This window comes from Streptococcus sinensis, assembly GCF_000767835.1.
Classification (GTDB): domain Bacteria; phylum Bacillota; class Bacilli; order Lactobacillales; family Streptococcaceae; genus Streptococcus; species Streptococcus sinensis.
Map to the genome: position 1 here is coordinate 1 of NZ_JPEN01000066.1, position 26178 is coordinate 26178.

At 44.2% G+C, this 26178-nt stretch carries 27 protein-coding genes and 2 pseudogenes; 24 read left to right on the top strand and 5 right to left on the bottom strand.

Translation table 11 applies throughout. The annotated features are described in order from the left end of the window. The first annotated feature begins 211 nt into the window (after positions 1 to 211). The 15 genes and pseudogenes from SSIN_RS05330 (at position 212) to SSIN_RS05400 (ending at position 12420) form a co-directional block, all read left to right on the top strand. Positions 212 to 901, top strand: coding sequence for a gamma-glutamyl-gamma-aminobutyrate hydrolase family protein (locus SSIN_RS05330; protein ID WP_037616574.1), 690 nt, complete (start codon positions 212 to 214; stop codon positions 899 to 901). Between the two features lie 255 nt (positions 902 to 1156). Then, positions 1157 to 1606, top strand: coding sequence for an 8-oxo-dGTP diphosphatase (locus tag SSIN_RS05335; protein WP_037616577.1), 450 nt, complete (start codon positions 1157 to 1159; stop codon positions 1604 to 1606). Between the two features lie 84 nt (positions 1607 to 1690). Continuing rightward, positions 1691 to 2134, top strand: coding sequence for a dUTP diphosphatase (locus SSIN_RS05340; RefSeq protein WP_037616579.1), 444 nt, complete (start codon positions 1691 to 1693; stop codon positions 2132 to 2134). Further along, complete coding sequence (locus tag SSIN_RS05345) at positions 2085 to 2651, top strand: histidine phosphatase family protein (protein ID WP_084578622.1); 567 nt, start codon at positions 2085 to 2087, stop codon at positions 2649 to 2651. The genes SSIN_RS05340 and SSIN_RS05345 overlap by 50 nt, the downstream gene beginning before the upstream one ends. A 12-nt stretch (positions 2652 to 2663) precedes the next feature. Further along, on the top strand, positions 2664 to 4025 hold the full coding sequence (gene radA / locus SSIN_RS05350) for a DNA repair protein RadA (protein WP_084578623.1): 1362 nt from the start codon (positions 2664 to 2666) through the stop codon (positions 4023 to 4025). Positions 4026 to 4109: 84 nt separating this feature from the next. Further along, the gene (locus tag SSIN_RS05355; RefSeq protein ID WP_037616587.1) at positions 4110 to 4805 is read left to right on the top strand and encodes a TIGR00266 family protein; all 696 of its coding nucleotides are present in this window, start codon (positions 4110 to 4112) and stop codon (positions 4803 to 4805) included. 110 nt (positions 4806 to 4915) lie between these two features. Continuing rightward, positions 4916 to 5410: a beta-class carbonic anhydrase gene (locus SSIN_RS05360; protein WP_037616590.1), complete on the top strand. Its 495-nt coding sequence runs from the start codon at positions 4916 to 4918 to the stop codon at positions 5408 to 5410. A gap of 102 nt (positions 5411 to 5512) precedes the next feature. After that, complete coding sequence (locus SSIN_RS05365; protein ID WP_037616592.1) at positions 5513 to 6379, top strand: ABC transporter permease; 867 nt, start codon at positions 5513 to 5515, stop codon at positions 6377 to 6379. Next, positions 6376 to 7134 carry an ABC transporter ATP-binding protein gene (locus SSIN_RS05370; protein WP_037616594.1) on the top strand — a complete coding sequence of 253 codons (759 nt, stop codon included), beginning with the start codon at positions 6376 to 6378 and terminating at the stop codon, positions 7132 to 7134. Before SSIN_RS05365 ends, SSIN_RS05370 begins: the two co-directional genes overlap by 4 nt. A gap of 666 nt (positions 7135 to 7800) precedes the next feature. Next, positions 7801 to 8150, top strand: a pseudogene (locus tag SSIN_RS05375) (alpha-L-fucosidase); the annotation flags it as partial. A gap of 83 nt (positions 8151 to 8233) precedes the next feature. Continuing rightward, entirely contained in the window at positions 8234 to 8611 is a 378-nt protein-coding gene (locus SSIN_RS05380) for a BlaI/MecI/CopY family transcriptional regulator (protein WP_037616598.1), read from the top strand. Between the two features lie 15 nt (positions 8612 to 8626). Then, positions 8627 to 10105 (top strand): M56 family metallopeptidase, encoded by a 1479-nt coding sequence (locus tag SSIN_RS05385; protein ID WP_037616601.1) that lies wholly within the window; start codon positions 8627 to 8629, stop codon positions 10103 to 10105. A gap of 401 nt (positions 10106 to 10506) precedes the next feature. Continuing rightward, complete coding sequence (locus SSIN_RS05390; protein WP_037616603.1) at positions 10507 to 11238, top strand: polyphosphate polymerase domain-containing protein; 732 nt, start codon at positions 10507 to 10509, stop codon at positions 11236 to 11238. 13 nt (positions 11239 to 11251) lie between these two features. Next, entirely contained in the window at positions 11252 to 11935 is a 684-nt protein-coding gene (locus SSIN_RS05395) for a DUF4956 domain-containing protein (RefSeq protein ID WP_037616606.1), read from the top strand. A gap of 86 nt (positions 11936 to 12021) precedes the next feature. After that, on the top strand, positions 12022 to 12420 hold the full coding sequence (locus SSIN_RS05400) for a hypothetical protein (RefSeq protein WP_037616609.1): 399 nt from the start codon (positions 12022 to 12024) through the stop codon (positions 12418 to 12420). A gap of 58 nt (positions 12421 to 12478) precedes the next feature. Here the strand turns inward: SSIN_RS05400 and SSIN_RS05405 are convergent. The 5 genes and pseudogenes from SSIN_RS05405 to SSIN_RS05425 form a co-directional block, all read right to left on the bottom strand. Further along, positions 12479 to 13410, bottom strand: a pseudogene (locus SSIN_RS05405) (IS30 family transposase). Positions 13411 to 13585: 175 nt separating this feature from the next. Further along, a complete protein-coding gene (locus SSIN_RS05410) occupies positions 13586 to 14023 on the bottom strand; it encodes a DUF2871 domain-containing protein (RefSeq protein WP_244880076.1) in 438 nt (145 codons plus the stop codon). Then, complete coding sequence (locus tag SSIN_RS05415) at positions 14016 to 14681, bottom strand: hypothetical protein (protein ID WP_037616612.1); 666 nt, start codon at positions 14679 to 14681, stop codon at positions 14016 to 14018. The genes SSIN_RS05410 and SSIN_RS05415 overlap by 8 nt, the downstream gene beginning before the upstream one ends. A 31-nt stretch (positions 14682 to 14712) precedes the next feature. Beyond that, positions 14713 to 15141 carry a hypothetical protein gene (locus tag SSIN_RS05420; RefSeq protein ID WP_037616615.1) on the bottom strand — a complete coding sequence of 143 codons (429 nt, stop codon included), beginning with the start codon at positions 15139 to 15141 and terminating at the stop codon, positions 14713 to 14715. 67 nt (positions 15142 to 15208) lie between these two features. Beyond that, positions 15209 to 15766, bottom strand: a complete 558-nt coding sequence (locus SSIN_RS05425; RefSeq protein ID WP_037616618.1) for a TetR/AcrR family transcriptional regulator — start codon at positions 15764 to 15766, stop codon at positions 15209 to 15211. A 299-nt stretch (positions 15767 to 16065) separates the two neighbouring features. Here SSIN_RS05425 and SSIN_RS05430 point away from each other — a divergent pair, with 299 nt between their 5' ends. The 9 genes from SSIN_RS05430 to jag all read left to right on the top strand — a co-directional run bounded on the left by SSIN_RS05430 (position 16066) and on the right by jag (position 26119). After that, positions 16066 to 17733 carry a ribonuclease J gene (locus SSIN_RS05430; protein ID WP_037616620.1) on the top strand — a complete coding sequence of 556 codons (1668 nt, stop codon included), beginning with the start codon at positions 16066 to 16068 and terminating at the stop codon, positions 17731 to 17733. Positions 17734 to 17893: 160 nt separating this feature from the next. After that, complete coding sequence (locus tag SSIN_RS05435) at positions 17894 to 18673, top strand: alpha/beta hydrolase (RefSeq protein WP_037616624.1); 780 nt, start codon at positions 17894 to 17896, stop codon at positions 18671 to 18673. A 111-nt stretch (positions 18674 to 18784) separates the two neighbouring features. Next, complete coding sequence (gene gltX, locus SSIN_RS05440) at positions 18785 to 20242, top strand: glutamate--tRNA ligase (RefSeq protein ID WP_037616626.1); 1458 nt, start codon at positions 18785 to 18787, stop codon at positions 20240 to 20242. 97 nt (positions 20243 to 20339) lie between these two features. Then, complete coding sequence (locus SSIN_RS05445; RefSeq protein WP_037616628.1) at positions 20340 to 20915, top strand: DUF6287 domain-containing protein; 576 nt, start codon at positions 20340 to 20342, stop codon at positions 20913 to 20915. A 178-nt stretch (positions 20916 to 21093) separates the two neighbouring features. Further along, positions 21094 to 22293: an argininosuccinate synthase gene (locus SSIN_RS05450; RefSeq protein ID WP_037616630.1), complete on the top strand. Its 1200-nt coding sequence runs from the start codon at positions 21094 to 21096 to the stop codon at positions 22291 to 22293. Positions 22294 to 22307: 14 nt separating this feature from the next. Beyond that, complete coding sequence (gene argH / locus SSIN_RS05455; protein ID WP_037616632.1) at positions 22308 to 23690, top strand: argininosuccinate lyase; 1383 nt, start codon at positions 22308 to 22310, stop codon at positions 23688 to 23690. 226 nt (positions 23691 to 23916) lie between these two features. Beyond that, positions 23917 to 24276: a ribonuclease P protein component gene (rnpA, locus tag SSIN_RS05460; protein ID WP_037616633.1), complete on the top strand. Its 360-nt coding sequence runs from the start codon at positions 23917 to 23919 to the stop codon at positions 24274 to 24276. Then, on the top strand, positions 24260 to 25075 hold the full coding sequence (locus SSIN_RS05465; RefSeq protein WP_037616635.1) for a YidC/Oxa1 family membrane protein insertase: 816 nt from the start codon (positions 24260 to 24262) through the stop codon (positions 25073 to 25075). Before rnpA ends, SSIN_RS05465 begins: the two co-directional genes overlap by 17 nt. Before the next feature lie 18 nt (positions 25076 to 25093). After that, positions 25094 to 26119: an RNA-binding cell elongation regulator Jag/EloR gene (gene jag / locus SSIN_RS05470; RefSeq protein ID WP_037616637.1), complete on the top strand. Its 1026-nt coding sequence runs from the start codon at positions 25094 to 25096 to the stop codon at positions 26117 to 26119. Positions 26120 to 26178 lie beyond the last annotated feature (59 nt).

Consider the following 26178-nt stretch of genomic DNA (forward strand, 5'->3'; position numbering starts at 1 on the left):
TTCAGTACAGAACCAAATCCTTTCACTAATATTTTTTGTCCAACTTTTTGGGGTCAGTACAGTGCTTGTAGTGCATCCGAGAGTTTTTTATTTGAGAGGATTACCGAGTCTTTGATAAAAATTTTTTATAACCCGCTTTAAAAAAATCTATTGGACGGCTTAGAAGAGGCGTGGTAAGATATACTATATCAAAATAAGGGGGAATCACGGTATGTGCAGAACGATTGTTGGAATTTCAGCCAATCTTTGTCCAGTTGATGAAGCTGGAAAAAATATTCACACCTCTGTTTCACGCAAGTTTGTGGACGGCGTACGAATGGTTGGTGGCCTGCCGATGGTGATTCCCGTTGGGGATAAAAGTTTAGTTCAGGATTATGTTGAAACCATTGACAGGCTGATTTTATCAGGCGGGCAAAATGTTCACCCACAGTTTTATGGGGAAGAAAAGACCATTGACAGCGATGATTACAATCTAGCTCGTGATGAGTTTGAGCTGGCTCTTTTGAAGGAGGCCATTCGCCAGAATAAGCCAGTCATGGCTATCTGCCGCGGTCTGCAGTTGGTTAATGTTGCTTTTGGTGGCACACTCAATCAGCAGATTGACAATCATTGGCAGGGGCAGCCATTTGGTACTTCGCATTCCATTCGCACAGAGAAGGGCAGCGTCGTGGAGCGTTTATTTGGTCAAGCCAGCCAGATTAATTCGGTCCATCGCCAAAGCATCAAGGACTTGGCGTCCAATTTCCGAGCAACTGCCTTTGATCCAAGAGATAATACCATCGAAGCGATTGAGGCTGTGGATGGCAGTCGTATCATCGGCCTTCAGTGGCATCCAGAGTTTTTGATCAACGAAGAAAAGGGCAATTTAGAACTATTTCAATATCTTTTGCAAGAATTATAAATTCTTAAATTATTTTTAGCTAATTTTAAGATAAGCTTTATATAATATAACCATCAAATGAAGACCTCCTAACTTTATTTGATGAAATCCTAAAACTTTTCTTTTTCATAATAATCTCCCTATAAGAACCGCCCAATCGGCGGTTTTTTTGCTGGAAAGGCTGAGAAATCTGGATTTTCAGCAATTTGATGTCTTTTATGTTATAATGAGTCACAAGTAGGCCGAGCGAATCGGTCGGTAGATGGAGGAGCAGAGATGTCAAGAGCGGAGCGAGTTATTTTAACAAATATGTGTATGGTTTATGATGGAGACCGCATTTTAGTGCAAAATAAAGTAAATGATGATTGGACCGGCCTTTGCTTTCCAGGCGGCCATGTTGAAAATCGTGAATCCTTTGTCAAATCAGTGATACGGGAAATCAAGGAGGAAACAGGTCTGACCATCTATGAGCCTAGGTTATGCGGTGTCAAGCAGTTTTATACCGAAAAGGATGAACGTTACGTCGTTTTTCTTTACAAAACCAATCGTTTTGAAGGAGAGCTGGTCTCGTCCGACGAAGGAGAAGTGTTCTGGATTAAACGCGAGGATCTTGATCACCACTCGCTGGCCTTGAGCTTTAAGGAGATGTATCAAGTTTTCACATCAGATTTGACGGAGCAGTTTACCTATCTAGATAATGGAGAGATTATCAGAGATCTATACTAGGGAGAATCGCCAATCGGCGGTTTTTTTGCTTGTTTTTTGCGAATTTAGTATAATAGGGACAGTAAAAATAGAAAAGAGAACTGTATGAAAATTCGTGGATTCGAGCTGGTTTCCAGCTTTCCAAATGAAGATTTGTTGCCCAAGAGAGAGACGGCTCACGCAGCTGGCTATGATTTGAAAGTGGCAGAGCGCACCCTCATTGCGCCGGGGGAGATTAAGCTGGTTCCGACGGGTGTCAAGGCCTATATGCAGCCGGGCGAGGTGCTTTACCTCTATGACCGCTCGTCCAATCCTCGTAAAAAAGGTCTGGTTTTGATTAACTCCGTTGGGGTTATTGATGGTGACTACTACGGCAATCCTGGAAATGAAGGGCATATCTTTGCTCAGATGAAAAACATCACAGATCAGGAAGTCGTCCTCGAAGTGGGCGAACGTGTGGTTCAAGCTGTCTTTGCACCATTTTTGATTGCAGATGGAGATGAAGCAGAAGGCGTGCGGACTGGCGGATTTGGATCGACAGGACATTAGTATGAAAATCATTTTTATCCGCCACGGAGAGCCAGATTATTCACTTTTGGAAGAGGCTGGCTATACTGGCTTTGGACTAGATTTGGCGCCCTTGTCCGAGCAAGGCAGACGGCAGGCTCAGGAACTTTGCCAGCATCCTTTGCTGCGTTCAGCTGACTTGCTGGTGTCTTCTGCAGTGACGCGGGCTTTAGAAACAGCATCATATGTAGCTTGTGCTACTGGACTTCCTCTGAGAGTAGAGCCTTTGCTACACGAATGGCAGGTTTATGAAACGGGAAGAGAGAACTTTGAAAAAGCTCGAAGCCTGTTTTTAGAAAGTAATGGAGAGCTACTTCCCAATAGCCCTCTTCAGTATGAGACGGCTGAGGAGATGAAGGCTCGTTTTGTAGACTGTATGGCAAAGTATAGAGACTACCAGACAGTAGTCCTGGTAGCCCATCGCATGCTCATCCGCCAGTTTGTGCCAGATGAAACCATTGATTTTTGCCAAGTGATTGAATGTGAATTAGAAATATAAAGGAGGTCTACCATAGCTAAGAAAAAATCAACCTTTGTCTGTCAAAATTGTGAATATCATTCGCCCAAGTATCTAGGCCGCTGTCCTAACTGTGGCTCTTGGTCTTCTTTTGTTGAGGAGGTAGAGACCGCTGAGGTCAAGCATGCCCGCGTTTCCTTGACGGGCGAAAAGGCCCGCCCTATGAAGCTGGCTGAGGTCACTTCGATTGATGTCAACCGGACTAAGACCGACATGGACGAGTTCAATCGTGTGCTGGGTGGTGGCGTAGTGCCAGGCAGTCTGGTCCTGATTGGCGGGGATCCCGGTATCGGGAAGTCCACCCTGCTTCTGCAGGTATCCACCCAGCTTTCTCATCAGGGCACAGTCCTTTATGTCAGCGGGGAGGAATCAGCTGAGCAGATTAAGCTGCGGGCGGAACGGCTCGGTGATATTGACAGTGAATTTTATCTCTACGCCGAGACCAATATGCAAAATATCCGCACCGAGATTGAAAAAATCAAGCCTGATTTTCTGATTATCGACTCTATTCAAACAGTTATGTCGCCGGAGATTTCCAGTGTTCAAGGCTCTGTCTCTCAGGTTCGAGAGGTGACAGCTGAGCTCATGCAGCTGGCCAAGACCAATAATATCGCGACCTTTATCGTTGGTCACATGACTAAGGAAGGAACCTTAGCAGGTCCCCGCACGCTAGAGCACATGGTGGATACCGTGCTTTATTTTGAGGGCGAACGCCAACACACGTTCCGTATTTTACGGGCAGTTAAAAATCGCTTTGGTTCGACCAATGAAATCGGCATTTTTGAGATGCAGTCTGGCGGGCTAGTCGAGGTGCTCAATCCAAGCCAAGTCTTTCTGGAAGAACGACTGGACGGCGCGACAGGCTCTTCCATCGTTGTAACTATGGAAGGGACGCGGCCGATTTTAGCAGAGGTGCAGGCTTTGGTGACACCGACCATGTTCGGCAATGCCAAGCGGACCACGACTGGACTGGACTTTAACCGAGCCAGCCTCATCATGGCAGTTCTGGAAAAGAGGGCAGGACTCCTCCTGCAAAATCAAGATGCCTACCTCAAGTCTGCTGGCGGCGTCAAGCTAGATGAACCAGCCATTGATTTGGCGGTAGCGGTCGCCATTGCTTCCAGCTACAAGGATCTGCCGACCAATCCTCAAGAGTGTTTTATCGGTGAAATTGGCCTGACTGGTGAAATCCGTCGGGTTAATCGCATCGAGCAGCGCATCAACGAAGCAGCAAAGCTGGGCTTCACCAAAGTCTACGCTCCTAAAAACTCTCTGAACGGTCTCAAAGTTCCAGACAATATCCAAGTCATCGGTGTGACGACGATTGGGGAAGTTCTGAAAAAGGTTTTTGGCTAAATTTTATTGTCAGACTAGTTTTTGTTTGCAAAAATATTTTTCCAATGTTATAATCTAATCATATAAAAACACGGAGGTAAGATCATGAGATTTTCCATGGATAGCAATATGCAATTCCCACTCGTTGACCTACACCTAAATCAAGGTGAGACAGTCTTTATTCAGCGTGGCAGTATGGTCTACCACACGCCTAATGTAACCTTGAACACCCAGCTCAATGCTAGCGGTTCTGGTTTGGGACGCTTTGTCAAAGCAGTCGGGCGTTCGATGGTGTCTGGCGAAAGCACCTTCATCACGCAGGCGGTCGCTCAGTCGGATAATGGCTTTTTGGCTCTGGCGCCGGATGCTCCTGGTCAGGTCATTCCTCTTTATCTGGGAGAGAAGCAGTATCGGCTCAATGACGGAGCTTTTCTGGCTCTTGATGGTACGGCTTACTATACGATGGAGCGCCAGTCTGTTGGCAAGGCTCTCTTTGGCGGTCAGGGCGGTCTCTTTGTTATGACGACCCAAGGGCAAGGCACACTTTTGGCTAATGCTTTTGGCTCTATTAAGAAAATTGAACTGAATAACCAAGAAGTGACCATTGACAATGCCCATGTAGTGGCTTGGAGCCAGTCTCTGGATTATAATATTCATCTGGAAAATGGTTTCTGGCAGTCTATCGGGACGGGAGAAGGCGTAGTCAATACCTTCCGAGGTACTGGAGAAATCTATGTTCAAAGCCTTAATCTTCAAACCTTTGCAGGCTCACTCAGCAAGTATATTCCAAAAAGCTCATAAAAAGACAAACTAGGACAGAAAACTAGGCAAGGTGCTGAATTTATCTGCCCTAGCTTTTTTATAAAAAAGCTAANATTATTTGATTATCAAAGTATCTACGAGGGGGAAAAATGTCTTATTTTGAAAATTTTATGAAGGCCAATCAAGCTTATGTTGATCTGCATGGAACAGCACATCTGCCTATCAAGCCAAAAACCAGAGTAGCCATTGTAACTTGCATGGACTCTAGGCTCCACGTGGCTCAGGCTCTGGGGCTAGCTCTGGGGGATGCTCATATCTTGCGCAATGCTGGCGGTCGGGTCACGGAGGACATGATTCGCTCGCTGGTCATCTCTCAGCAGCAGCTGGGAACGAGGGAAATCGTGGTTTTGCATCATACAGACTGCGGAGCACAGACCTTTAAGAATGAGGAGTTTGTAGCCTATCTCAACAAAGAGCTGGGTGTCGATGTCAGCGGTCAGGATTTTCTGCCCTTTACAGATGTGGTGGAAAGTGTACGTAAAGATATGAAATTGCTGCGGCAGTCACCACTGATTCCCGACGATGTAGAAATCTCAGGGGCAGTTTACGATGTGGACACAGGACGGATGACAGTGGTTAAGTGAATAGTCAAGGAGCCAATTTCTTTGTTTGCGCATCAACATTGAAATTGGCTGCTTTTTTGTGTTAAAATAGGAATACGATTTTAATTTAGTTAGGACAATAAGATGATTCTTTCCATTATTTCACAAGGGCTGGTCTGGGCCATTTTAGGTCTGGGGATTTTCATGACTTTTCGGATTTTAAATTTTCCAGATATGACGACGGAAGGTTCCTTCCCTCTAGGTGGGGCGGTAGCCGTTACCTTGATTACCAAAGGGGTGAACCCTTTCTTGGCAACGGCAGCTGCGGTACTGGCAGGCTGTCTAGCAGGTTTGGCGACAGGGCTTCTCTATACCAAGGGCAAGATTCCAACCCTGCTATCAGGGATTTTGGTCATGACCTCTTGCCATTCCATCATGCTCATGATCATGGGGCGGGCTAATCTAGGTCTGCTGGGGACTCGGCAGATTCAGGACTTTCTGCCTTTCTCGGGGGAAATCAATAATCTCCTGACAGGCTTGATTTTTGTCAGTCTGGTCATTGCAGCCCTGCTCTTTTTCCTAGATACCAAGCTCGGACAGGCCTACATCGCAACTGGAGACAATCCTGATATGGCGCGTAGTTTCGGTATCAATACTGGTCGCATGGAATTGATGGGCATGATCTTGTCTAATGGCGTCATTGCCTTGTCTGGTGCTCTGATTGCCCAGCAGGAAGGCTATGCCGATGTGTCTCGCGGGATTGGGGTTATCGTCGTCGGTTTGGCTAGTCTGATTATCGGGGAAGTCCTCTTTAAGAGCCTGACCTTGGCTGAGCGCCTGATTACCATTGTAGTTGGTGCTATTGCCTATCAGTTTCTGATTTGGGGTGTGATTGCTCTTGGCTTTAACACCAGCTATCTCCGCCTCTATAGTGCGGTTATCTTGGCGGTCTGCCTCATGATTCCGACCTTGAAAAATAAATTCTTTAAAGGAGCTAAGTTAAGCAAATGACAGCGATTGTAGAATTAAAAAATGCCAGCAAGCGGGTCAATAACGGCTTTGATGAAGAAAAGGTCATCCTAAACGATGTGTCGCTGGAGATTCATGAGCATGATTTTATCACGATTTTGGGTGGCAATGGGGCAGGTAAATCGACTCTTTTTAATGTCATTGCCGGTACCCTCCCTCTGAGCAGCGGAAGCATTTATATATTAGGCGAAAATGTAACCAACTTTTCTCCTGAAAAGAGAGCTAAATATCTGTCGCGGGTCTTTCAAGATCCCAAGATGGGAACGGCCCCTCGGATGACGGTGGCAGAAAACCTTCTGATTGCCAAGTTTCGTGGCGAATCCCGTGGTCTAGTTCCTCGTCGGCTGAATAGCCACCGGCAGGAATTTCAGGAGACCATCGATAAAATTGGCAATGGTCTGGAAAAACATCTGGATACACCGATTGAGTTTCTCTCTGGTGGTCAGAGACAGGCTTTGAGTCTACTCATGGCGACGATCAAGCGCCCAGAACTGCTTCTTTTAGACGAGCATACGGCAGCGCTGGATCCTAAAACGAGTGTGGCTCTTATGGAATTGACTGATGACTTTGTCCGAAGAGACCAGCTGACGGCCCTCATGATTACCCACCACATGGAGGATGCTCTCAAATATGGCAATCGCCTGATTGTCATGAAGGAAGGCCGGATCATCCAAGACCTCAAGCAGGAAGAAAAAGCCAAGATGACCATAGCGGATTACTATAGCTTATTTGAATAAGATTGTGAGCTGATATTTTCAGCTCTTTTTAGTTGCAAAAATTATTTAAAAAATTTATATTTTTTGATTGTAAACGCTTGCATTTTTCTGTGCAGAGGAGTATAATATAAGTAAAGATAGGGAAAGGAAAAAATTAATTTCGCATTCGATTTGCTTTGCTGATAAATATAGTTGTTTGTAACATATAAGTAGTTGCTTTACTGGACTATTGGTTAAATCATTGGGTAGGCCTGCTTAGCCTATCTGATTATGACAGTGGGATAGAAAGTAGAAGCTTTTTAGATGGTTTTCAGACTTCGAGATGTTAATCAATAGTTGCTTTATTATAAATGTTTTTGATGCTAAGATAAAAGAAAATCATTAGCGGTTAAAGGAATTAAAAATTTAATAAATTAAATAATCAACAATCAGGTTGTTGTTCAGTTCCGAATGAGATGAACTGAATGTTCTCAAATATCAGCAAGGTAAGTCAGACCTCTAGCCGAGTAAAGCTAGAGGTCATTTTCTTGACTCTTTGTCAACTGTAGTGGGTCGATGTCAGCTAACATCTGGAGAGGACTGGATTGGTTCTCTCCTTTTTGATATTCAAAGCGATGAGGATTCTAGTTGGGATGGGGAAGATGGGCGCTCGTTCTGGACACACCAGCTAATCCCAAAGGAGGAATAGTGAAGAAATTGGAAGAGATTTCGGATTTTGGTCCCTTGCCTTCGGCAGCTCAACTGCCTTATCATCTCATCGAGATGAATTGGCGGCTTTTATCCATTTTGGCATCAATACTTTTTATGAGCAGGAGTGGAGGAATGGTCAAGAAGATCCCAAGCGTTTCAATCCGACTAAACTGAATACAGACCAGTGGATTAGGGTTATGAAAGAAACAGGTTTTAAATGGGTCATTGTCGTGGTCAAGCATCATGATGGCTTTGTTCTTTATCCGAGTCGCTATACAGACTATACGGTGGCTGCTAGTCCGTGGAGAGGTGGCAAGGGTGACCTCTTGGCTGAGATTTCCCGCTCTTTTTTTTTACATAATGATTGACTTTTTTGTTAGACATGTGTAGAATAAAGTTAGAAATAGCCTTTAGAAAGTATATAAAAACAATGAAAAGTTCAATGAAACATTTGCCAGATGGTGAATTTGCTATCTTAAAGATTATTTGGCATTTGCCAAACCCAACGACTTCAGCCCAAATCATGGAAAAACTGGGAGAAGACAACCATTGGAAACCTCAAACTTTGTTGACGGTCTTAGCACGCTTGACGGAAAAGGGATTTTTAGAAAGCGTCCGCAAGGGACGTGAAAGGCAGTACACAGCCTTGATTTCGGAGGAGGAATACCTAGAAGTGGAAACGTTAGACTTCCTGAAGCGCTACAGCGGTCATTCCATGGGTGGTTTTGTCAAAACACTTTTTTCATCTAATTCATTTTCAGAAAATGAACTAGATGAGTTGCGTAATCTCCTGAATCAGAAAGAGTAAGATGAGGTAATAGCCATGAAACAGCTCCTTTTGTCCTTCCTGCTGACCAGTCTTTCGACATCAATTTTGGTTCTTTTGCTAAGTCTTCTTTTTGCGGCTTTAAAGACCAAGATTTCGGTCAAGGTCAAATATTTTATCTGGTTTCTGGTCCTGCTGAGCTTTCTTGTCCCATTTCGTCCCCAATTGGGCTCAGGCTTGATTCGGCTGAATGCTGGACCGGCTGTTCAGACGGCAGTCACTGCTGTTGGGACAGATGGAGCACAAGGAAGTTCGCAAGTAGCTGAAAAAGCTGCCCAGTCAAATCTGTGGGAGGCTTTTCTAAGGCTGCCGTGGTTTGAAATTCTCTTTGTTGTCTGGCTGGTCGGCTTTGCCTTTAGCTTAGGTAGGTATGTTTATTCCTATATTCGCTTCAGAAAGATGTTGCAGCGTTGGGGGACAGAGGTTCGGGACGAGGGAACGCTTGCTCAGTTGCCGATTGTTCAGCAGGAAATGGGGATTAACAGCAAGATTCGTCTGCTTCACTATCCTATGACTCAAAGTCCGATGTTGCTTGGTTTCAGAGATATTTTGATCGTCTTGCCAGAGCTGGACTATACAGAAGAAGAACTGCAGTTGATTTTCAAGCATGAGCTGACTCACTACAAGCACCGAGATATTTTGGTCAATCTCTTAGGGATTCTTGCTAGGAGCTTGCATTGGTTTAACCCAGTTGTTCGCTTTGCCTGTAGGGAGATGCAAGAAGTGGGAGAAATGTACTGTGACTATGATGTGCTAAGTAGCCGAGACACGGAGTATCGTACTTTTTATGGCGAAACGATTCTGACCATGATCGATCGTAGTAAAAAGAGCCCTATTGCCCTGACGACTTGCTTTTACTCCGACAAGTTTAATCTTAAGCGACGGATTATTGGCATTATGGATAGTCGCCTGCCTAAAAAGTTTTTATCCACTGCCTTTATAGTGGCAGCTCCTTTCCTTTTTCTGCTGTCTAGCTCGGTCTTTGCCTTTGAAAGTCCAGATGTCCAAGTGCAGAAGAGCAAGCCTGTGACCAGTCAGAAGCAGTCTCAGGGGCTCAGCCAGAGTCAAGCTCTAACTGTGGCCCTAAAAGAACTGTCTCTTGCTGAAAAGGATGTTAAAGACCTGCAGGTTGTGCGTGAAAAAGATACTTATAAAATTCGTTTTTCTCACGAACAGACAGTTCATGAGATTATTATCAATGCTAAGGATGGGAAGCTTCTCCAGTCCAAGCAGCACACCACTATCGAAAAGACAGTGACAGTCGAGAAAGAAGTCAGTCCTTCCTCATCGGCTACTGGAGCCAATCCAGCCAACAATGAAACTCCAGTCACAGGACAGACGGGAACAGCCAGTTCTTATAGTACGGGCACTGGTGCCGGCGCGACAACAGTACAGCCCCCTACCCAGAATACGGTTTCTCAGGATGATCCAGATACTGATGATGATCAGGACGATGACGATGATGACGATGATTAGATAAAAGAATTCTGCTGGTCTAAGTTTCTTAAAAACTTGGGCTAGTAGATTTTTTTATCTTCTCAGGTTCTTTGAAAAGTTGATGTTAGATCTCCTTAACGAACTTCAGCTGCTCGCACCAACAATCTTTTGGCCTGTTTTCTAACCAAAATTTGCTTTTCTTTGACTATCAGAGGAGACTCGTTCATTTTTTTAGAAAAATCACTCATTTTGCTCTTGACTTTTAAGAACGACAATTGTAGAATGTAGCTATAAACTACATTTGTAGAAAGTCTTTTAAAAATACTGCTTGGAAAGGAGAAGACAGATAAAGCTTAGCCAGATGCTTATGAGATGCGGAGCGGAAGCTCTCTTTCTTTTAAAAGAACAAACTACATTTGTAGAATAAAAGGAGAATTTAAATGAAACAAAAGCAAATCCAAACCAACTTCCAACGTATCGAAACCAAGTATATTTTAGACCGAGCAACGCTGGCTCTGCTGGAGGCTGAGATGCAGCCTTACCTGATTCCAGACGATTATGCGACTTCGACAATTTCCAATGTATATTTTGACAACGATGATTTCCAGATGATTCAGGATTCGATTGCCAAAAAGGGCGGGCGTGAAAAGTTGCGGATGCGGACTTATGTAGAAGAACCAACAGATGATAGTCAGGTATTCTTGGAAATCAAGAAAAAATGTGATGAAGTAGGTTTTAAATACCGTCTGGTTTCAAATCTAACCTCTGTTGTCAACTATATTGAGAACGGTCTAGCAGATCAGACTATTTCTGATGAACGTGTTAAGGCAGAAGTGGAAGAGCTACAGGAGCGCTATGTGGACTTGAAGCCAAAAATGGTGATTAGCTATGAGCGCTATTCGATGAAGGGGTTAGAAGACAAAAAAGTTCGTGTGACGGTCGATTCCAATATCCGTTATCGAGATTATGATGTAGATTTAACATCAGGTCGCTATGGCTTACCTTTGTTGGAAGAGGGTCAGGTGATTATGGAAATCAAAATTTCCGGTCAATATCCTCAGTGGTTGGCGGATATCTTAAATAAGTACGGACTTGAGGATCAGTCCTTCTCAAAATATGGCAGAGCCTATCTGAAAACTAAGAAAAGAATGGCTCAAACGCTCAAGTCCTAAGGAGGTATAGCCTATGCTTGATCAGCTATTTAACAGTATTTATTCCTCGACCGAGGTAAAGATTAATCTCTTAGCTCTACTTTTTTCTCTGGCAATCAGCTTAGTTTTGGGAATCGTTTTGGCCAAGGTTTATAAGCACCAGACCATCTATACCAAAGAGTTTGTCATCACTCTTTCCCTTTTGCCGACGATTGTTTCTATGATCATCTTTTTGGTTAATGGCAATCTGGGTACCAGTGTCGCCGTAGCGGGGACCTTCAGTTTGATTCGCTTCCGATCGGCAGCAGGAGGCTCCAAGGAGCTCTTGGCTATCTTTATGGCGACAGCGATTGGGATTACGACAGGCATGGGCTTTGTAACTCTGGGAATCGTCTTTACTCTCTTTATTTCCTTGGTTTGGTTGCTCTTTGAAAAGATGAGCTTTAGCTCTGTCAGTCAGACCAGACGCTATGTTCAGATTCAGATTCCGGCTGATTTCGACTATGAAGTTCTTTTTGAAGCTCTCTTTGAAACGGCCTGCAAGTCGGTTGAGTTGACCTCTATCCAGTCAGCTGCAAAGAAGACCATCAAGCTAGACTATGTCATTGATTTGGATCCTGAGGTAAGCGACAGGGAACTTATTCAGCAATTCCTGCGCTATGATCAGATTCAGGATATTGCTTTTTCCAAAGCCGCTAAGAAACGCAAAACTCTCTAAACGAGAAAAGACCAGCTGTTCTTAATATTGTTAAAGAATATTTGAAGTAGTATAATATTAAAAAATTTAATAAAAAGGAGAACGACGTGAATAAATTTTTACGACTAGCCTTTATCCTGCTTATTCTTGCTATGCTGGGAGCAGCTATCATTCAGATTTTCCAGCCCCAGTTATTAGGGAAGGAATCCGCTTATGGCCTTTCTCCCTATTGGCAAAGGGAAATCGGCTTCTGGAATCTAGCCTTGCTACCTCTCTTAATTGGGAATCTCATCCGCTACGACTGGTTTTACCTACGGTTGACTTTGACAGCCCTTATCTTGGGTGGTCTAGGCTTTGGGACCAATCACTTATTGGGTTACCTGCAAGTGGCTAATGGCGCTAATCTCTTAGGTTGGGTAGAGAATTATTTTCTAGTCTTACTCTGGTTGTTGGGCTGGTATTTGGAAGTGAAGAAAAGAAAGAAAAGTGATGAGTCTAGTTTCTAGTAAGACTAGACTCATCATTTTTTACTCAAGATAAATTGCAATAAAAAGTGCAACATTTTTAAACCTCATCTCTAAGTGCTTCAAAAGCTGTTTTGTAACCCAAGCATTTTCTGGGACGATGATTCATAGCCAGTAAGGTCTCGCTTAGCGCTTTTTCAGTAATGGTTGCTAAATCGGTTTTCTTAGGAAAATACTCACGAAGAAGCCCATTGGCATTCTCATTACTTCATCTTTGCCAAGAGGAATAGGCATCCGCAAAATAAAACGGAATCCCCATTTGTTCAACGAAAGGGAAACAAGCAAACTCTTTTCCTCTATCTGAAGTGAAGGTCTTTAGAAACTCTTTCGGAAAGAGCTTTGTAAATTGTTCAATAGCAGACAACATGGATTTAGCTGTTCTGTCTGGCATTTTGAAAGCCAGATAAAACCGAGTCTTTCTCTCCAGAAAGGTTGCTAGGCATCCTTTACTGTCTCCTCTTGGGGAAACCACCGTATCTAGCTCCCAATGGCCAACGACTTCACGCTTTGTAACCTCTTTGGGACGTTTAGAAATGGGAGTTCCGATCGTGAACTTTCCCCTAGTTTCTGGAACTTGCCTGCTTTTTCCTTTTCGTCTTAAGGTTGCTAATTCAACCTGAATCACACCGCTATAGATCCAATTGTAAATGGTTTTAAAGGCCACTATGTGTCTATTCTCAAGTTTAAAGCGACCTTGTATCTGTTCTGGCGACCAAGAGTCTTTTAGAGTAGGCTCTATTTCTTTTTGGAGTTCTGGTGTGCAAGCTATTTTTCGTCCTTTTATTTCGCTAAGTCTTCATAAGATTTTTGAGCTCTTTCAGCTGAATACTGTTTTGGACAAGGTTTCAACTCTCTACTGATAGTCGAGCGATGGACACCAAGCTTAGTTGCAATTTGAGACAAATTTAGCCCTAATTCCACATAGGTCTCTATCTTAAGTCGTTCCTTTATGGTAAGATGATAGTAGCTCATAGAATCTCCTTATGTATCTGTCGGTGTGGTTACTTACAGTTTACACTATTTGAAGTTCTGTGAGTTTTTTGTTGCACTATATTTTACAATTTTTCTTCTGGAATAAAGTGACGATTATTCTCGGTCTTCCGCTTCGCTGAGAATATCCAGCAATCAGGAATAATATTAGGAAAATCTAGCGCATATCTGACACACTTCGCTTGACTTGCAGCAACAAGAGCACTAAGCTGATTCCGAGCAGGATATGTCCAATCCCAGCGATGCCAGAGATTGCCGCGCTCATACTAGAGGAGAGAGCCACACCTAAGACCTGTGTCACACCCCGCACCACAAGCATCACAGCAGTTAGGTTCAGACCGATATGATAAGTCAGCAGCAGGCGTTTCGTCTTTGCTCCAGTAAAGGCAAAGTTCTTTTCTAGCAGGAGTAACAAAAGGAAGACGACCATGCCCAGCAGGAAGTAGTGTGTATGCACGACTCCGAGAGAGGTTTTGGCAGTAAAACTATTGAATTTAGTGAATTCGCGGTAAAACACCCCTCCCACCATAGCAAGGATGGCATAGAGCACAGAGGCGTTCATGTATTGTTTCAAGTTCATTTTTTCTTTACTCACATTCTTTTTTCATTGCAAAATATCCGATGAACACTGTCCAAATATAGGCACAGGTCTTAGGAATCATCAGCATCCCGACCAGAGGAAGAGTATCTGCCCATAGCACTACCGGGATATAAAAAGCAAAGCTGAGCACAATAGTCAGCCACATCCAGCGGAAGGCTTGATCCCTGTGTTCCTTTGCACTCTGATAGAAGAACACAATGATTAATAAACCCATTAGCGTAAAGGGAATGTTGCGATAGATGCCCCAAGAAAGAGGGGAGTCGGAACTTAACCATTGATTCTGTGGCATCATGCAAAGCAGAATCCGTACACCAGCTAAAGCGTACACGACAGCAGTCAGACCATTTTGTTCCTTGACCTGATACCGCTGCCGCCAGACATAGTAAAGTAGCACATAGAAGACGGTCATGGTGACGGAGGTAATCCATTTTCCAAGACCCAGAGGAACGGTAAACTGTCCAAGTCCAGTGGTGCATAGTGCCAGCGCACGGGGAATCAGATGGAAAGAATCACCTGCTCCCAGTACCACCGCCATCCATCCGAATAAACGGAATTGAGAATTTCTCTTGCTTTTACGAATCAACAGGATGCCAATGGTCATGACGGCTACCAGATAGACAGCATCAAAAAGTGTTTCTACGATTGCTTGCATCAATTAATCGCCTCTTTTCTTAAATTATTCACTATCTTTCTTTGTCAGCTGCAAATATCGCTTTGCCAAAGTTAAAGCCAAACAAGAGCCCTGCCAGTAAAAGAGAAGCTCCCAGACCGGTATAGAAAAACGCGATAAACCGCTCTGGTGCAAAACCGCTTGACCGTAACCAGATACCGACGGTCATCATCATTGCCATGATAGCAAAGGATTTTCCGTCAAAGAATTTGAGAAAAAAGTGGCGTTCTTCTTGATAAGCACGAATCCTGCTTGTATGTTTTTTGACCAGTTTGCCGAAAATAAAGATTTGAAACACAGCGAAAACCAGTGCGGTCAGCAGATAATTTACTATTCCTCGATAGGCAGGATAGGCTAAAAGCCCAATGCGAAGGATGTTAAAACCTGCTGCGGTCCATACAAGGCAGGCGATAAGTAGCAAGGTATTTCGTTTTACCTTCATGAAATAGTTCCTTTCTGAACAATGTTCAATTTATCAGATAAAAATTTCCCACAACACAGTGGGAATTTTAATAAAGCGTTCGGCGGATAATCTCCAGTACGGCAGAGGGATCATAGTCTTGCCGCAGCAGAGCGGAAATCATTAGGGAAAATAAGACATCCGCAAATTTTTCGGCGGTAAAATCTTCCGTGAAAGCATCTGCCCGAATGTTGACATCTTGTTTCAAGACAGAGCACAATCCGGCTAAAATGTGCTGCCAAGTCTGCTGCATCCGCTGCTTGCCGTCAGCTTTGTCTTCCCGCATGAAGCCGAGCGAATGCAGAGTGAAAAAGCCAGGATACTGTTTGCAGCCGTAGGCCATTCGTTCGTAAATCCATGTCACACAGGCCTGAATATCCTGAAACACAGCAGCATCCTCGGGACGGTGAAAAATCTCGCACCAGACGCTTTCCACCGTAGAACTGATTAAGTCTGTCTTAGAATCAAAATAATTGTAGATAGAGCCTACCGATACCTCGCAGGCAGCCGCGACCGAGCGAATGCTGACCGCAGACCAGCCCTGCTCTTGAATCAGCTCTCGGCTCGTTTTTAATATTTTCTCTTTTGATGTTACAACTGTATTCATTATGGTCACCTCAAGATGAACGTTGTTCACTTTCATTGTACTGAAAAAGAGATTTACTGTCAAGTTTTGAAACTATCTATTGGGGTGGTGTTGTAAGTGACTAAATAAAGAGGGGCACGCACATGAGTGACTTATCCTTTCTTTGTTTTGAAAAAAGGCCGGGAAAATGCTATAATGAGTAAGATGTGCGAACTGTGTTTGCAAAACTGTAATTCGACTTGGTTTTCCAAGGACCGTTAGTAATAAACAATCATTTGTTCAGCTGAATGCTGACAAAATAAAAATTGATAGGAGTAAAGATGAGTAAGAGCAATGTTAAACTGATTGCTTTAGGCGGTGTGCGTGAGAATGGGAAAAATCTCTACGTTGCCGAAGTGGATGATTCCATTTTTGTATTGGATGTAGGCTTGAAATACCCAGAAAATGAGCAGCTGGGAGTGGATGTGGTCATCCCCAACATGGATTATCTGTTTGAAAACAAGGACCGTATCGCAGGTGTTTTTCTGACCCATGGTCATGCGGATGCTATTGGAGCCCTGCCTTATCTTTTGGCAGATGCTAAAGTGCCTGTTTTCGGCTCAGAGCTGACGATTGAACTAGCAAAGCTTTTTGTCAAAAATAATGATGTCGTCAAAAAATTCAATGATTTTCATGTCATTGATGAAAATACAGAGATTGAGTTTGGTAAGGTTGTGGTCTCTTTCTTCCGGACGACCCACTCTATCCCAGAGAGTCTGGGGATTGTGATTAAGACAGCGGAAGGAAACATCGTCTACACTGGAGACTTCAAATTTGACCAATCTGCTAGTGAGTCCTATGCGACAGATTTTGGCCGTCTGGCTGAGATTGGCCGCGAGGGAGTTCTGGCTTTACTGAGCGATTCGGCCAATGCTGACAGTAAGATTCAGGTTGCTAGCGAAAGCGAGGTTGGAAGAGAGATTGAAGATACTATTGCTGACTGGGGCGGTCGGGTTATCGTGGCTGCGGTTGCCAGCAATCTATCTCGTATCCAGCAAGTTTTTAAAGCAGCGGCAGAAACAGGCCGGCGGGTTGTTTTGACTGGTTTTGATATTGAAAATATCGTCCGCACAGCTATTCGGCTCAAAAAACTGTCCCTGGTTGACGAGCGTTTGTTGATCAAGCCCAAAGAAATGTCCAAGTTTGAAGACCATGAGCTGATTATCTTGGAGACAGGCCGGATGGGTGAGCCCATCAATGGGCTGCGCAAGATGTCCATTGGCCGTCACCGTTATGTAGAAATCAAAGACGGGGATTTGGTTTATATTGTTACAACGCCATCTATTGCCAAGGAAGCAGTCGTAGCACGTGTAGAAAATATGATTTATCAGGCTGGCGGAGTGGTCAAGCTGATTACCCAAAACTTGCGTGTATCCGGTCACGCGAATGCGCGTGACTTGCAGCTCATGATCAATTTGCTGCAACCCAAGTATCTCTTCCCAATTCAGGGTGAGTACCGCGGACTGGATGCTCATGCCAAGGCTGCCATGGAAGTTGGAATTTTACCAGAAAACATCTTGATTCCTAAACGTGGTAGTATCATGGAGTATGAAAAGGGTGATTTTGTACCAGCTGGAGCAGTGCCAGCGGGTGATGTCATGATTGATGGAAATGCCATTGGCGATGTGGGCAATATTGTCCTGCGTGACCGTAAGGTTCTGTCTGAAGATGGTATTTTCATCGTGGCGCTCACGGTTAATCGCAAGGAGAAAAAAATCATTTCCAAAGCCAAGGTCCACACTCGAGGATTTGTCTATGTCAAGAAGAGTCGTGACATCCTGCGGGAGAGCACCGACTTAATCAACAAGACAGTGGAAGAGTACCTAGCTCAGGAAAGCTTTGACTGGGGCGAGCTCAAGGGAGCGGTTCGTGATAGTTTGGCTAAGTTCCTCTTCGAGCAAACCAAGCGCCGGCCGGCTATTCTTCCGGTTGTCATGGAAGTTCGCTAGAGTCACTCGAGGGAGCAACTTTCCTAGTATTTTGTAGAGAGAAAGTCGAATATCGGCTTTTTCTTATCTTTTGGCGGTCGCAGAACAGGCTTTGCTTTCAGAGTGTGGCTGGCTGTGATGCCTAGTCAAGAACAGTAGTTTTTACAAGAGGAGAAAAAAGATGGCAGTGATGCAGATAGAATATTATTCAGAAGCCTTGGAGATGGAGTGGGGAGTCAATGTTCTCTATCCAGATGCGTCGCGCGTGGATAAGCCGGATGATAAGGATATTCCTGTTTTGTATCTGCTTCATGGTATGAACGGTAATCACAATAGCTGGCTCAAGCGCTCAAATATCGAACGTCTGGTTCGCTCGACTAACCTGATTGTTGTCATGCCGAATACCAGCAATGGCTGGTACACCGATACTCAATACGGTTTTAACTATTACGAAGCCATCGCTGAAGAGCTGCCACGGGTGCTCAAGCGCTTTTTCCCCAATATGTCTGACAAGCGGGAGAAGAATTTTATCGCTGGTCTTTCCATGGGCGGATACGGAGCCTTTAAGCTGGCTCTGAAGTCTAACCGGTTTTCATACGCGGCTAGTCTTTCAGGGGCTTTGAGTTTTCTTGATAGTCGTCCAGATAATGCTGAAATAGCAACACCAGCCTATTGGCGAGGAGTTTTTGGAGACTTTAAAGACTGGACCAGTAGCCCCCATTCACTGGAAAGTATAGCCAAGCAATCTGATAAAAAGACGAAGCTTTGGGCATGGTGTGGCGAAGAAGATTTTCTCTACAAGGCAAATCAGGAGGCTGTGAAAAATCTGCAAGACTTGGGCTTGGATATTACTTACAGCCACAGTCCAGGTAAGCATGAGTGGTATTACTGGGAAAAGCAGATAGAGCAGGTTTTAGCTTGGCTGCCGATTGACTTTGTCCTCGAAGAAAGACTGTCTTAAAAAATCATGCGATTCAGCGGATTCTGGGTCGAGAATGTGATATAATAATAACGTTTGAATACGAAAGCAGGGGCAAGACCTTCCTGCTATTCCCAAATAGGAGATCGAAAATTGACAAAAGATATTCGAGTGCGTTATGCACCAAGTCCAACGGGACTTTTACACATCGGAAATGCGCGGACCGCGCTCTTTAACTACCTCTATGCTCGTCATCATGGTGGAACTTTTATCATCCGTATTGAAGATACAGACCGCAAGCGCCATGTCGAAGACGGGGAACGCTCCCAGCTAGAAAACCTCCGTTGGTTGGGGATGGACTGGGATGAAAGCCCAGAAACACATGAAAACTATCGCCAATCAGAACGTTTGGAATTGTATCAAAAATACATTGACCAATTGCTAGCCGAAGGCAAGGCCTACAAATCTTATGTTACAGAAGAAGAATTGGCTGCTGAGCGCGAACGCCAAGAAGCAGCAGGTGAAACACCACGCTACATCAATGAGTTTCTAGGCATGTCAGAGGAAGAGAAGGCAGCCTACATCGCAGAACGCGAAGCAGCAGGCATCATTCCAACGGTTCGTTTGGCTGTCAATGAAGCTGGTATCTACAAGTGGACTGACATGGTCAAGGGTGAGATTGAATTCGAGGGTGGTAATATCGGTGGCGACTGGGTTATCCAAAAGAAAGACGGCTACCCAACTTACAACTTTGCCGTTGTGATTGATGACCATGACATGCAAATTTCCCACGTTATCCGTGGGGATGACCACATTGCCAATACACCTAAGCAACTCATGGTCTATGAAGCTCTAGGCTGGGAAGCACCAGAGTTTGGTCACATGACCCTGATTATCAACTCTGAAACGGGTAAAAAGTTGTCAAAACGCGATACCAATACCTTGCAGTTTATCGAAGATTATCGTAAAAAAGGTTACTTGCCAGAAGCAGTCTTTAACTTCATCGCTCTTCTCGGTTGGAATCCTGGTGGCGAGCATGAAATCTTCTCTCGTCAAGAATTGATTGAGCTCTTTGATGAAAATCGCCTCAGCAAGTCTCCAGCAGCCTTCGACCAGAAAAAGATGGACTGGATGAGCAATGAGTACATCAAGAATGCAGATTTTGAGACAATCTTTGCCATGGCAAAACCGTTCTTGGAAGAAGCAGGACGCTTGACTGACAAGGCTGAGAAATTGGTAGAGCTCTACAAACCACAAATGAAGTCAGTTGATGAAATTGTTCCATTGACGGATCTTTTCTTCTCAGATTTCCCAGAGTTGACAGACGCAGAGCGCGAGATCATGGCCGGTGAAACGGTACCGACTGTGCTGACAGCCTTCAAGGAAAAATTAGAGGCCATGTCTGATGAGGACTTCAAGTCAGAAAACATCTTCCCACAAATCAAAGCAGTCCAAAAAGAAACAGGAATCAAGGGTAAAAACCTCTTTATGCCGATTCGGATTGCTGTTTCAGGTGAAATGCACGGACCAGAGCTACCGGACACGATTTACCTGCTAGGTCGCGAAAAATCTATCCAGCATATCGACAATATGTTGAAAAAAATTCAATAAGATTAACCAGCTTTCGAGCTGGTTTTTGCTTTCAAAATTTTCACTTTTATGTCACAATTAGATTAAAAGTATACCAAAATATGGTAAGGAGGCAAAGATGAAAAAATGGATGATTATCTTGGCCGGAGCACTGACAGCCTCACTCGTGCTGGTAGCCTGCGGTCAAAAGAAAGAAGAGCCGACTTCGACTTCTAGCACTTCTAAAGTCAGTTCGACTAGCTCGACTTCTTCTAAAAAGTCTGAAAAAAGTGCAGGCTCGACAGACAACTCTGGGGAGGTGGGAAGTCAGGAAGGTTCGGTTTCCAGCACCCAAGAGCCTGCGGTCACTTCCAGTTTGGATATGCAGGCGATAGCTTCTGGGGATTTTTCTAGCATGATTGGTACCTGGCAGGATGCCAATGGTGTTAGTTATACATTTGATGAACGAGGTATCGTGTCAGATGTCGCAAAGCTAGAGACAGATTACGCTAAACTTGATGAAAATGGCCTTTACCTAGTAGGGATTCGCTGGAATAATTTTACAGGTGCTGCTTTTCTCATCATTCCTGCGGGAAAGAGCTTACCTGCAGATAAGACGGCCGATGGAACGGATCCGACTGATACCAGCCAAGATCGCTTCATCATTGCCCAAAGTATCTCTGAGCATCCAGACGTTTTTTATCGTGTGAAATAAGGAGTCTTAACAGACTCTTTTTTTCTATTTCTAAGTTCAGTATATAATATAGTAATTTTGAATAAAAATTTAAATTTTGATTATATTTGGATAAATATTAAATTTCCTCTTGACATAAGTATTTTCATACAGTAGAATGTATAAAAATAAAAACTAAGTAGAAGGAAGAGGTAGTCACATGGTAAAGGAAAAAGTCATTTTAGCCTATTCGGGTGGTTTGGATACTTCAGTTGCTATTACTTGGCTGAGTAAAGATTACGATGTTATTGCGGTCTGTATGGACGTAGGAGAAGGAAATGACCTAGATTTCATCCACGACAAGGCTTTGAAAGTCGGAGCCATTGAATCCCATGTCATTGATGTCAAGGATGAATTTGCAGAAGACTATGTCTTAGTAGCCTTGCAGGGCCACACCTTCTACGAGCAAAAATATCCCTTGGTTTCTGCTCTGAGTCGACCATTGATTTCCAAGAAATTGGTAGAAATTGCCCACAAAAGTGGAGCGACCACCATTGCCCACGGCTGTACTGGAAAAGGAAACGATCAGGTCCGTTTTGAAGTCGCCATAGCGTCCTTGGATCCCAATCTCAAGGTCATTGCTCCGGTTCGGGAGTGGAAATGGTCTCGGGAAGAAGAAATTAATTATGCTAAGGCAAATGGTGTACCAATTCCGGCTGATCTGGACAGTCCTTACTCAGTTGATCAAAATCTCTGGGGTCGAGCTAATGAATGTGGTGTTCTAGAAAATCCTTGGAATACACCACCAGAAGATGCCTATGATCTGACGATAGCACCAGAAGATGCACCAGACAAGCCAGAATTTGTGGAAATCGACTTCAAGGCTGGTGTGCCGATTGCTTTGAATGGTCAGACCATGAAGTTGGCTGATTTGATTTTGGAGCTCAATGATTTGGCTGGGAAGCACGGAGCTGGCCGGATAGACCATGTGGAAAACCGTTTGGTTGGGATTAAATCGCGTGAGGTTTACGAATGTCCAGGCGCTGTGACCTTGCTTGCAGCCCACAAGGAAATTGAAGATTTGACTTTGGTTCGGGAGCTGGCTCATTTCAAGCCCATCATCGAAAACGAGTTGTCCAATCTGATTTATAATGGTCTTTGGTTTAATCCAGCGACAGAAGCTTTAATTGCCTATCTCAAGTCAACCCAGAAAGTAGTTAATGGAACGGCTAAGGTTAAGCTTTACAAGGGTTCGGCTACGGTTGTTGCCCGTAAGTCAGACAATTCTCTCTACGATGAAAATCTAGCCACCTATACCAGTGCAGATACCTTTGATCAGGATGCAGCTGTTGGCTTTATCAAACTTTGGGGCCTACCGTCCAAGGTTCATGCGGAAGTCCAGGCTCATGCTGAGGACTAGGAAGCGAGGCAGCTATGGCAAATCATAAACTATGGGGCGGTCGCTTTGAAGGCTCTTTAGAAGCCTGGGTCGAAGAATTTGGCGCTAGCATCGGTTTCGATTACCGCTTGGCTCCCTATGATCTGCAGGGGAGTTTGGCTCACGTTCAGATGTTGGGTGAGACGGGGGTTATTGCTCCAGAGGAGGCCAAGGCCATCCAGAAAGGTCTAGAAGAGCTCTTGGCTGATTATGAAGCTGGTTTGATTGAGTTTGATGTGACCAATGAAGACATCCACATGAACATGGAAGCCCTGCTGACCGAGAAAATCGGTCCAGTCGCCGGTAAACTTCATACGGCTCGTTCACGGAATGATCAGGTAGCAACGGATATGCACCTCTATCTCAAGGACCAGCTCCAGCAGATTGGGGACAAACTCCTTCATCTGCGGCAGGTTATACTGGACTTGGCAGAAGAGCAGGTCGAGACAGTTATGCCGGGTTATACTCACCTCCAGCATGCTCAGCCTATTAGCTTTGCCCATCACCTTCTGGCCTACTATCAGATGTTTAGTCGAGACAGTGAGCGTTTTACTTTCAATCTCAAACACGCTGATCTATCTCCCTTGGGAGCAGCGGCTCTGGCTGGGACTACTTTTCCGATTGACAGGGAGCGAACAGCTGAGCTCATGGGATTTGCAGACATCTACCATAATTCCCTAGATGCGGTTAGCGACCGAGACTTCATCTTAGAATTTCTGGCAAATAGCAGCATTCTCATCATGCATCTGTCTCGTCTCTGCGAGGAGCTGATTAACTGGTGCAGCTATGAATACGGCTTTGTTAGCCTGTCAGATACCTTTAGCACTGGCTCTTCCATCATGCCGCAAAAGAAAAATCCGGACATGGCGGAGCTGATTCGGGGCAAGAGCGGTCGGGTTTATGGACACTTAATCAGTATTTTGACAGTCATGAAATCCCTGCCCTTGGCTTATAATAAGGACCTGCAGGAAGACAAGGAAGGTATGTTTGATACAGTAGATACTATCCAGAAGTCTCTGGATATCATGGCGGGCATGCTGTCCAGTATGACGGTCAATAAAGAGCGCATGCTGGCCTCTACCCAGCAGGACTTCTCCAATGCGACTGAGCTAGCTGACTATCTAGCCAAAAAAGGCCTACCTTTCCGAGAAGCCCATGAGATTGTCGGGAAACTGGTGTTGGAATGCAGCAAGGCGGGCTATTATTTGCAGGATATCCCCTTGGAGCGTTATCAGCAAGTGTCACCTCTAATCGAGCAGGATATTTACCAGACCTTGCAGTCTCAGACGGCTGTACAGCGCCGCAATTCTCTGGGAGGTACTGGCTTTGTCCAGATTCGTCAGGAATTGGCCAGAGCCAAAAACGAACTCAAATCATAAAGCAAACAGGAAACGAGAAAGCTCGTTTCCTGCTTTTTGAACCTGTGACTATCGTACTGTCTTTATTATGTCTGCCCTTAAATTTGATTAGAATATTATAAATTTCATAGCTTTTCTGCTTAGAAATTTCCTGAGAAATAGCGGTGTTCTCGAAATAGCCGACCCTTATTGGCATTTTGGGAAAATATGGTATAATAGAGTTAATTTTGGTGGATGGAGTTGAGTTTTGAGAAAAAACTATCGCGTCAAGAGCAAAAAAGATTTCAATGCGATTTTTAAAGACGGGCAGAATTTTGCCAATCGAAAGTTTGTCGTTTATAAATTGGAAAAAGATCAGAAGCACTTTCGAGTGGGGATTTCCGTCAGTAAAAAACTGGGGAATGCTGTTGTCCGCAACAGCATCAAAAGAAAAATTCGGCATGTTTTGATTAAGTATCAGAGGGACTTGGCTAAAGCTGATTTTGTCGTCATTGCCCGCAAGGGAGTTGAAACTCTGGACTACCACCAAGTAGAACAAAATTTATTGCATGTCTTGAAGATTGCAAAAATTTATCAGGAAGGATTTGTTTGTGAAAAAGAACAGTAAAATAGGAATTCTTTTAGTGGCCTCGTTGCTCATTCTCACGGCCTGCGGGACCAGTGAAGTAACAGCCAATTCAAACGATTTTTGGGAAAAATTAGTTTATTTCTTTGCAGAAACGATTCGTTTCTTGTCTTTTAATGGAAGCACAGGAATCGGTATTATTCTCTTCACTTTGATTATTCGGACAGTCTTGCTGCCAGTCTTCCAGTTTCAGACGACGTCTTCAAGGAAGATGCAGGAAGTTCAGCCTCATATCAAGAAGCTTCAGGAGAAATATCCAAGCAAGGATATGGAAAGTAGGGCAGCCTTAGCGGAGGAGACGAACAAGCTTTATAAAGAAATGGGTGTGAATCCCTATGCTTCTTTTCTTCCGCTATTTATCCAAATGCCAGTGCTGTTGGCGCTTTTTCAGGCTCTTACACGGGTTGAATTTTTGAAAACGGGACATTTCCTGTGGCTCAATCTGGGGGCGACGGATCCGACTTTTATCCTGCCGATCTTAGCTGCTCTCTTTACTTTCTTCAGTACTTGGCTGTCCAATAAGGCATTGCCAGAAAAAAATGGCGGGATGACAGCTATGATGTATGCCATGCCGGTGTTGATTTTCTTCTTTGCGATTTATGCAGCCAGCGGGGTCGCCCTTTATTGGACGGTGTCCAATGCTTATCAGGTTGCTCAGACCTTGCTTTTAAGCAATCCGTTTAAGATTATTGCTGAACGCAAAGCGAAGGAAAAGGCAGAACGCCAGATGGAAATGAAGAAGAGACGTGCTCTGAAAAAAGCACAGAAAAAGAAAAAGTAAGAAGGAGGACTCTTGCAGATGGTTATATTTACAGGAGAAAGTGTTGAAGAAGCAATTCAAAATGGACTAAAAACGCTGGACATTCCCCGAATGAGAGCACATATTACAGTTGTTTCGCGTGAAAAAAAAGGTTTTCTCGGTTTATTTGGCAAAAAGCCAGCACAGGTAGATGTGGAGCCGATTGCGGAAACGACAGTGGTCAAGGCCAACCAAAAGGCAGTAAAAGGCGTTCCTGAGGAAATCAATGCTCAAAATGAGCCAGTACAGAGTGTTAGTGAAGCAACGGTTGACTTGGGACGTGTGGTTGCGGCCATCAAAAAAGTTGAAGAAGAGGGCGAGCTGGTTTCAGATGAAGTCAAAGCTCAAATCCTGAAAAATGATAAACAGGCTAACACCATTTTAGAAGAAACAGGTACGATTGATCTTTTAAAAACCAGCCAAGCCATCAATGAGACAGCTGGTCAAAAAGAAACAGATAAGGTTGTTTCGTTTGAAAAAGCAGTCCCTCGTCAAGAGACACCTGTCTCAGATGCGCCGGCAGAATCATCTTTCTTTGATTTGGGAATCCAGGTTGAGGAAAATTATGATATTGAGGAAGTCGTAGCTAATGTGACAGAATATGTTCAAAGGATTGTCGATGAGATGGATGTTGAGGCGACCCTTTCTAGTAACTACAATCGCCGGACAATCAATATGCAGATTGATACCAATGAACCAGGTCGCGTGATTGGTTATCATGGGAAAGTCTTGAAAGCCCTCCAGCTTTTGGCTCAAAACTATCTTTACAATCAATATTCCAAGAGTTTTTACATCTCTATCAATGTGAATGACTATGTGGAACATCGGGCGGAAGTGCTGCAAAGCTATGCGCAAAAGTTGGCTCAGCGGGCTCTGGAAGACCGTCGCAGTCAGCATACAGATCCTATGTCCAATAATGAGCGCAAAATTATCCACCGAATTATTTCCAGAATTGATGGTGTGACCAGCTATTCAGAAGGTGACGAGCCTAACCGCTATGTTGTGGTGGATATTGATTCAGAATAAATCTGGCTCTTTTCTACCATTTGTCAAGTCTGTCAAGGCTTTAAGTGAAAAATGAGATA

What these genes read in the sequence shown, in the direction of transcription:
- SSIN_RS05355 (WP_037616587.1), top strand. Translation starts at nt 4,110, where the DNA reads ATGAGATTTTCCATGGATAGCAATATGCAATTCCCACTCGTTGACCTA.
- SSIN_RS05360 (WP_037616590.1), top strand. Translation starts at nt 4,916, where the DNA reads ATGTCTTATTTTGAAAATTTTATGAAGGCCAATCAAGCTTATGTTGAT.
- SSIN_RS05420 (WP_037616615.1), bottom strand. Translation starts at nt 15,141, where the DNA reads ATGAAGGTAAAACGAAATACCTTGCTACTTATCGCCTGCCTTGTATGG.
- SSIN_RS05390 (WP_037616603.1), top strand. Translation starts at nt 10,507, where the DNA reads ATGAAACAAAAGCAAATCCAAACCAACTTCCAACGTATCGAAACCAAG.
- SSIN_RS05395 (WP_037616606.1), top strand. Translation starts at nt 11,252, where the DNA reads ATGCTTGATCAGCTATTTAACAGTATTTATTCCTCGACCGAGGTAAAG.
- SSIN_RS05425 (WP_037616618.1), bottom strand. Translation starts at nt 15,766, where the DNA reads ATGAATACAGTTGTAACATCAAAAGAGAAAATATTAAAAACGAGCCGA.
- SSIN_RS05335 (WP_037616577.1), top strand. Translation starts at nt 1,157, where the DNA reads ATGTCAAGAGCGGAGCGAGTTATTTTAACAAATATGTGTATGGTTTAT.
- argH (WP_037616632.1), top strand. Translation starts at nt 22,308, where the DNA reads ATGGCAAATCATAAACTATGGGGCGGTCGCTTTGAAGGCTCTTTAGAA.
- jag (WP_037616637.1), top strand. Translation starts at nt 25,094, where the DNA reads ATGGTTATATTTACAGGAGAAAGTGTTGAAGAAGCAATTCAAAATGGA.
- SSIN_RS05380 (WP_037616598.1), top strand. Translation starts at nt 8,234, where the DNA reads ATGAAAAGTTCAATGAAACATTTGCCAGATGGTGAATTTGCTATCTTA.
- SSIN_RS05430 (WP_037616620.1), top strand. Translation starts at nt 16,066, where the DNA reads ATGAGTAAGAGCAATGTTAAACTGATTGCTTTAGGCGGTGTGCGTGAG.
- SSIN_RS05415 (WP_037616612.1), bottom strand. Translation starts at nt 14,681, where the DNA reads ATGCAAGCAATCGTAGAAACACTTTTTGATGCTGTCTATCTGGTAGCC.
- SSIN_RS05365 (WP_037616592.1), top strand. Translation starts at nt 5,513, where the DNA reads ATGATTCTTTCCATTATTTCACAAGGGCTGGTCTGGGCCATTTTAGGT.
- SSIN_RS05435 (WP_037616624.1), top strand. Translation starts at nt 17,894, where the DNA reads ATGGCAGTGATGCAGATAGAATATTATTCAGAAGCCTTGGAGATGGAG.
- SSIN_RS05445 (WP_037616628.1), top strand. Translation starts at nt 20,340, where the DNA reads ATGAAAAAATGGATGATTATCTTGGCCGGAGCACTGACAGCCTCACTC.
- SSIN_RS05385 (WP_037616601.1), top strand. Translation starts at nt 8,627, where the DNA reads ATGAAACAGCTCCTTTTGTCCTTCCTGCTGACCAGTCTTTCGACATCA.
- SSIN_RS05330 (WP_037616574.1), top strand. Translation starts at nt 212, where the DNA reads ATGTGCAGAACGATTGTTGGAATTTCAGCCAATCTTTGTCCAGTTGAT.
- SSIN_RS05450 (WP_037616630.1), top strand. Translation starts at nt 21,094, where the DNA reads ATGGTAAAGGAAAAAGTCATTTTAGCCTATTCGGGTGGTTTGGATACT.
- SSIN_RS05345 (WP_084578622.1), top strand. Translation starts at nt 2,085, where the DNA reads ATGAAGCAGAAGGCGTGCGGACTGGCGGATTTGGATCGACAGGACATT.
- SSIN_RS05370 (WP_037616594.1), top strand. Translation starts at nt 6,376, where the DNA reads ATGACAGCGATTGTAGAATTAAAAAATGCCAGCAAGCGGGTCAATAAC.
- SSIN_RS05340 (WP_037616579.1), top strand. Translation starts at nt 1,691, where the DNA reads ATGAAAATTCGTGGATTCGAGCTGGTTTCCAGCTTTCCAAATGAAGAT.